The sequence below is a fragment of the Lentiprolixibacter sp. genome, from assembly GCF_982873095.1.
In genome coordinates this window covers 1-5,216 of record NZ_CEYNTP010000205.1, presented here as the reverse complement: position 1 = coordinate 5,216, position 5,216 = coordinate 1, and the positions used below count along the sequence as shown (strand labels likewise).

The window sequence follows — 5,216 nt, the reverse complement described above, 5'->3', positions numbered from 1 at the left end:
GCGTATAAATCACTGGCATTGGTGGATACGCTTTCCGGGGCAATAGTTGTTCCTACTATGGTTATGCCATTTACAACCACGGTCTTGTTTATCTTACTCAGCTCACAGTTGCCTCCCTGGGCGGCGGCCAAATCAATGATAACCGCTCCGTTTTTCATCTGTTTCACCTGTTCTTTAGTGATCAGTATCGGGGATCTTTTCCCGGGAATCCCGGCGGTAGTGATCACCAGGTCTGCTTTAAAAAGTTCTTCGTTAACTGCTTGTCGTTGCCTTTCCGCATATTCCTCCGAGGCTTCCTGTGCATATCCCCCTTCAGAGGCCTGTTCCTCTCCGTTTACCATGATGAATTTGGCCCCAAGGGATTCTGCCTGTTCTTTGGTTTCTGGCCGGATATCCGTCGCGATCACTACCGCTCCTAAGCGCTTAGCGGTGGCTATCGCCTGCAAACCAGCCACCCCGACACCATAAATAAATACCCTGGCAGGTTTTATAGTGCCTGCTGCAGTCATCATAAGGGGAAGGATCTTCTTCATCAGAAAAGCCCCGAGAATAACCGATTTATACCCGGCAAGGTTACTTTGAGAACTCAGCACATCCATTTCCTGAGCCCTGGAAATCCTGGGCATGGCGTCCATTGAAAAAGCGGACAAGCCTTTTGAGGCAATTGCTTTGATAAGTTTAGTATTAGACTTGTGATACAACTGGCTGATGAGGACCTGGCCCTTGCGCACCAGTTTTAAATCGTCTTCGTCAAAAGGATTGATTTTGATCAGGACATCAGCTTCCTTGAAAACCAGTGCCCTTTCTTCTACTTCGGCCCCCGCATCCCGGTAGTAGCCATTTCGAAAGGAGGAATCGAGCCCGGCCTCATCTTCTACGATTACACGAAACCCTGCATCGACTATTTGCTTAACAATTCTTGGGGATACAGAAACGCGTTTTTCCCCTTTTTGCGTTTCCTTCAAGATACCTATGGTCATATTTGCCCGTAATTTTCGGCCTTTAGTGGCCGCTGATAATTAGTATTGAAAATAAAACATTTATTCGAATGCTGTCTTTCTTCTCCTAAAATACCCTTCTCAATCCCCGCCTGTCGCGTGGGAAGATATCGGCTAGATTTACAATCCTTAAGCATCAACGGTTTATTCTTCATTTTGCTAAAAAGCCATACTGGCTTTCCCATACTTCCCCTTTGCCAGACCGAAGATACACTTCCTTTATTTTACCAATAATGACTAATGTCATAGATTTTGTGGTTTTTACTTTTTAAACTTTTATGAAATCTCCCGAATGAAAATGAATATCAGACATCTCTTCAACGGCTATCTTTTTTTATCGGCGCTTTTTTTCATAATGGCTTTCTCTTGCGATAAAGGGGATACCATCATTGTCCCTGAAAAAGGATTCGACTGGCCGGTTGTTGAACGACCTTACTGGCCTACCAACGGATGGCAAACGGCGCTACCTGAATCCAGGGGGTTCAGTGTAGATAAACTTGCTAAAGCGAAGGAATTCGCTGAGGACGACTACCTGATGAGGGCCCTCTTGGTCGTCAAAGAGGGGTACCTGGTTGTTGAGGAATATTACGGTGAAGGCGGGCCTGAGGCCAGCACCAACCTATGGTCGGTTACCAAGAGTGTAACCTCCGCCCTTTTGGGTATTGCCAGGGAAGAAGGGGCTTTCAGTTCGCCTGACCAGAGGATGGCAGAACTACTTACCTCCTACCCTGATTTCAATGATATTACCCTTAATCATGCCTTAACCCACACGACTGGTTTGGACTGGAATGAGGAAGGTCCGAGATGGGTAGAATGGATTTTCTCGGAGGACTGGGTGCAGGCTGCTCTGGATCGGGGGCAGGACCACCCCGCAGGAAAACATTTTCACTACAGTTCCGGGAATTCACAATTCCTGACCTCGTTGATTTACTATCGTATGGGGCGAACCCCGGGGGACTTAGCGGATGAAAAACTATTTCAACCCCTGGGTATTGACTTCGAACCGCTTGCCTTGCCACCAGACTACAGCAGCTGGAACGATTATAAAATCCCCGTTCCTCAAAGCTGGTTGCAAAGCCCAAAAGGAATTGAAACTGCTGGTTTCGGACTTTTCCTGACAGCGAGGGACATGGCCAAATTTGGGTATCTATACCTTAATCGGGGACTATGGGAAAACCGTTACATCGTTCCACAGGATTGGGTAGAACACTCCCTGAAAGACCATAAAACCAATATCTACGGGCGCTACAGCTACGGGTATCATTGGTGGCTGACCAAGGTAGCCGGGGAAGCAGTATTTCTTGCCAGTGGTTTTGGAGGACAGATCATCGGGGTCGTGCCTTCGCTAGATATGGTTGTAGTTTTAAAATATGAAGCAGAGAACCCGAGGCACCCGAAGAGTGGCACTGCCCATGATGATATGAAATTGTTTGAACTTGTGGTTAAGGCAGCACAGGATTGAGTACGTCTAAGCGCTACTAATCGGTGATTGATTTCAATATTTCCGCACTTTTTGCGTACTTCGTATAAAACGTATTACAATGACCCTATTTGTGGACATGGATGAAGTGATTGCCGACACCTATGGCGCTCACGTGGAATGGTATAACCGGGATTTTAATGGGGCTCTTACGATTGAAGCATGCCACGGCAAAGAGGTATGGCAGATGGTGCCAGAACAGCATCAGGAAAGTGTTTGGAAGCATTATACCCGACCAGGGTTTTTTCGGTCTCTAAAACCCATTCCGTTCAGCCAGGAGGTGTTACGGGAACTCAATGAAAAGTATGAGGTTTTTATAGCCTCAGCTGCCATGCAGTTTCCCAACTCCCTGAAGGAGAAGTCCGAATGGCTGGACGAACATTTTCCGTTTATTCATTGGAAACAGCGCATACTCTGTGGAGATAAGCATATTCTCAAGGGGGATATTCTGATTGATGATCGCAGTTTTAACCTGCAGCATTTTACCGGGCCGCGGCCCATGCTATTTACCTCCCCGCACAACGTGCATTCCAATGGATTTGAGCGTGCGCTCGACTGGCAGGACGTTGCAGCAAAACTTTTATAAGCGGCTTATTGGAAGTTGTCGATGACTGTGATCCCAGCCTGAGGGGTTTCCTTCATACGAGGGAGCAATTCCGGTACTTCCGATAAGGCTCCCCGGTACCCAATCATTTTGTTCAAATCAATGCCTCTGCTTCGTATGAATTCGAACATTTCAGGGTATTTTGCCGCTTGCATCCCATGGCTGCCCAGGATTTCCAATTCATGGGCAATGATCTTGTCCATAGGGACAGCAGTCTGTGCATGTGCTCCTGTCATTAAACCTACCTGTATATGCTTTCCCCGTTTCCGCAGGCTTTGGATACCCTGCAAAGAGGTGCCCGTATGGCCCAGGGCATCCATGGATACATGCACGCCGCCCCCGGTAAGTTCCCGGATAACTTCCACGGGATCCTCTGTTTTACTGTTAATAGCATGGCTTGCCCCTACTTCCTCGGCACGCTGGCACTTTTCGTTGTTGATATCAACAGCGTAGACTTCTGCTCCAGTGGCTTTTGCAATTTGAATGGCCGATAGGCCTACCCCACCACAACCGAAAATGGCGACCTTTTGTCCGGATCGTAACTTGCCCTGGTGAACCAGGCCCCGGTAGGCAGTAATAAAACGGCACCCCAGGCTGGCAGCTTCCGTAAATCCCATGTCTGCAGGGAGTGCTACGAGGTTTTGGTCCGCATAATCGATGGCTACATATTCCGCAAAGGAACCCCAGGCAGTAAAGCCGGGTTGGAACTGATGGTCGCATACCTGGGGATCGCCCTGTTGGCAATAAACACAATTTCCACATCCCCCTACAAAAGGCACGGTTATGCGGTCACCCGGCTTCCAGTTTTTGACCTTCTTCCCCACTTCCACGATAGTTCCGGCCAGTTCATGACCGGGGACGTGGGGCAAAACAATATCCGGATCGTGCCCCATCCAGCCGTGCCAGTCAGACAAACACAGCCCACTGGCTTCCACCTTGACCACCACTCCGTTGTTGTCAGGAACAGGATAAACTGTTTCTGTAAGCCTTAATGGTCCTTGAAACCGCTCATAAATTACCGCTTTCATTCCGCAATTGAAGTTTCCTGAACTAAAGTAGAAAAATATGAGGGACTAAAGGGAATAAAAAAAGCAGGGTATTGCTACCCTGCTTCATCGGATTTAACTCCACAGTTCCTTATGGCACAGGAACCAAATCAACTACATGAAAATTATTCCCCGCCATATTGGTTACGTTACACTTAAAATAACCGTCCTGAAATCTAGAACTAGTATCGATTTGGGAGTGCAATATGCCCATTTTTGATAAAATGAACACAGAAATTTTAATTTTTTCGATGAACTACATCTTCGTAAACCCTTGATTTTAAAGGGTTTTTCATCGATCATCCACTATTTAGCGTATGGCTAATCGGTGAATTACACCCTCGATTTTTTTAATTCCACTTTTTGATGGTCAGGGGTCCATTTTGAGTAGAAAGAAACAGTAATTCACCTCCTCCGTTTATCGTTGCAGATTCAATAATGGGCCTCTTGCTGTATGCTGTGGTATTGAGGTTTTCAATGGAAGTATCGCTTTGCAGTTCAAAATCGCTGTTTATATAGCCGTTCTTACGCGAAACAAGTCGAAGATCGCGTCGTACTGTGGCGGGAAGCTCCACCGTTACCCCCCCATTCAGTGTTATCAGGGATATTGCCTTTGTTGGGTCAACATGTTCAAACTGAACAGTTACTTCCCCATTTGCCGCACTGACCAGGGCATAACTTCCTATTTTCTCGAGCTTTACCGAGCCATTAAGGCTGTTTACCTCTATGCCCTTATCTAGGTTTTCCGCATAGATATTTCCCCCCTTGATCAATTCGGTGGTCAGTAACATATGAGAGGGCATTTCAAGGATTAGGTCAATGGACTCAAATGCTTTCGGTTCACGAGCCATTATGTACAGCACCTTATTTTCCTTGTATACATTAATATAGTCCTTAATTGCTGAGGGGGGTACCTGCTTTTTTTCAGATGTTCCCGTAAATAGCACAGACAAGGTGTAATTCGTTGAAGCTTTACTCTTACCGGTGATTTTCTGATCCCCCCAGTAATTTTTCATTACTACTTTTTCTACATTATCAAGATGGGGTAGCTGGCTTTGTGCGCTTAAAACAAGTCCCAGAAATAAAAA

Annotated in this window: 5 protein-coding genes; 2 read left to right on the top strand and 3 right to left on the bottom strand. The window is 46.6% G+C overall.

The window, feature by feature from the left end; genetic code table 11:
• The coding region (locus AC4E7D_RS11395; RefSeq protein ID WP_490173917.1) for an NAD(P) transhydrogenase subunit alpha at positions 1-980 on the bottom strand (980 nt) is incomplete at its 3' end.
• A 316-nt stretch (positions 981-1,296) separates the two neighbouring features.
• Between AC4E7D_RS11395 and AC4E7D_RS11390 the strand changes: the two genes are divergently transcribed.
• On the top strand, positions 1,297-2,460 hold the full coding sequence (locus AC4E7D_RS11390) for a serine hydrolase domain-containing protein (RefSeq protein ID WP_490173916.1): 1,164 nt from the start codon (positions 1,297-1,299) through the stop codon (positions 2,458-2,460).
• A 79-nt stretch (positions 2,461-2,539) separates the two neighbouring features.
• On the top strand, positions 2,540-3,064 hold the full coding sequence (locus AC4E7D_RS11385) for a 5' nucleotidase, NT5C type (RefSeq protein WP_490173915.1): 525 nt from the start codon (positions 2,540-2,542) through the stop codon (positions 3,062-3,064).
• Positions 3,065-3,069: 5 nt separating this feature from the next.
• On the opposite strand, the gene AC4E7D_RS11380 is transcribed toward AC4E7D_RS11385, so the two are convergent.
• Together AC4E7D_RS11380 and AC4E7D_RS11375 are read right to left on the bottom strand one after the other, a co-directional pair.
• Positions 3,070-4,110: a zinc-dependent alcohol dehydrogenase family protein gene (locus AC4E7D_RS11380; RefSeq protein ID WP_490173914.1), complete on the bottom strand. Its 1,041-nt coding sequence runs from the start codon at positions 4,108-4,110 to the stop codon at positions 3,070-3,072.
• Between the two features lie 368 nt (positions 4,111-4,478).
• Positions 4,479-5,216, bottom strand: a 738-nt coding sequence (locus AC4E7D_RS11375; protein ID WP_490173913.1) for a DUF4097 family beta strand repeat-containing protein, incomplete at its 5' end; no start/stop codon positions are given.

Coding starts and splice junctions, on each gene's coding strand:
- AC4E7D_RS11390 (WP_490173916.1), top strand. CDS start 1,297: ATGAATATCAGACATCTCTTCAACGGCTATCTTTTTTTATCGGCGCTT.
- AC4E7D_RS11380 (WP_490173914.1), bottom strand. CDS start 4,110: ATGAAAGCGGTAATTTATGAGCGGTTTCAAGGACCATTAAGGCTTACA.
- AC4E7D_RS11385 (WP_490173915.1), top strand. CDS start 2,540: ATGACCCTATTTGTGGACATGGATGAAGTGATTGCCGACACCTATGGC.